Raw genomic sequence first — 368 nt, forward strand, 5'->3', positions numbered from 1 at the left:
GATCGGCTCCGGCATGGGCATACTTAATCCGTGGAATTTGTCGCTCATCATCGAACAGGCTACGGTACCGGTGCTGGTCGATGCCGGTGTCGGTACGGCGTCTGATGCGGCACTGGCGATGGAGCTTGGTTGCGATGGCGTGTTAATGAACAGTGCTATCGCTTTGGCGCGTGAGCCACTGCGCATGGCACGCGCGATGGGCTTGGCCGTCGAGGCCGGGCGCGAAGCGTTTTTGGCCGGACGCATGGCGCGCAAATTTGCCGCTTCGCCCTCGTCGCCGATGGCCGGGCGGGTGGTCGGATGAGTGCTCCTCAGCCTGCGCCGCAGCGTCCCTGCGTGTTGGTGTTTGCCGGTCATGATCCCAGCGG

Annotated in this window: 1 pseudogene; it reads left to right on the forward strand. The window is 63.9% G+C overall.

Going from position 1 to position 368, the window contains the following annotated elements:
• Positions 1 to 304: pseudogene (locus QN347_RS19570) on the forward strand (thiazole synthase); the annotation flags it as partial.
• Between the last annotated feature and the right edge of the window lie 64 nt (positions 305 to 368).

The sequence above is a fragment of the Sphingomonas sp. 10B4 genome (genome assembly GCF_035019905.1).
GTDB classification, from domain to species: Bacteria; Pseudomonadota; Alphaproteobacteria; order Sphingomonadales; family Sphingomonadaceae; genus Sphingomonas; species Sphingomonas glacialis.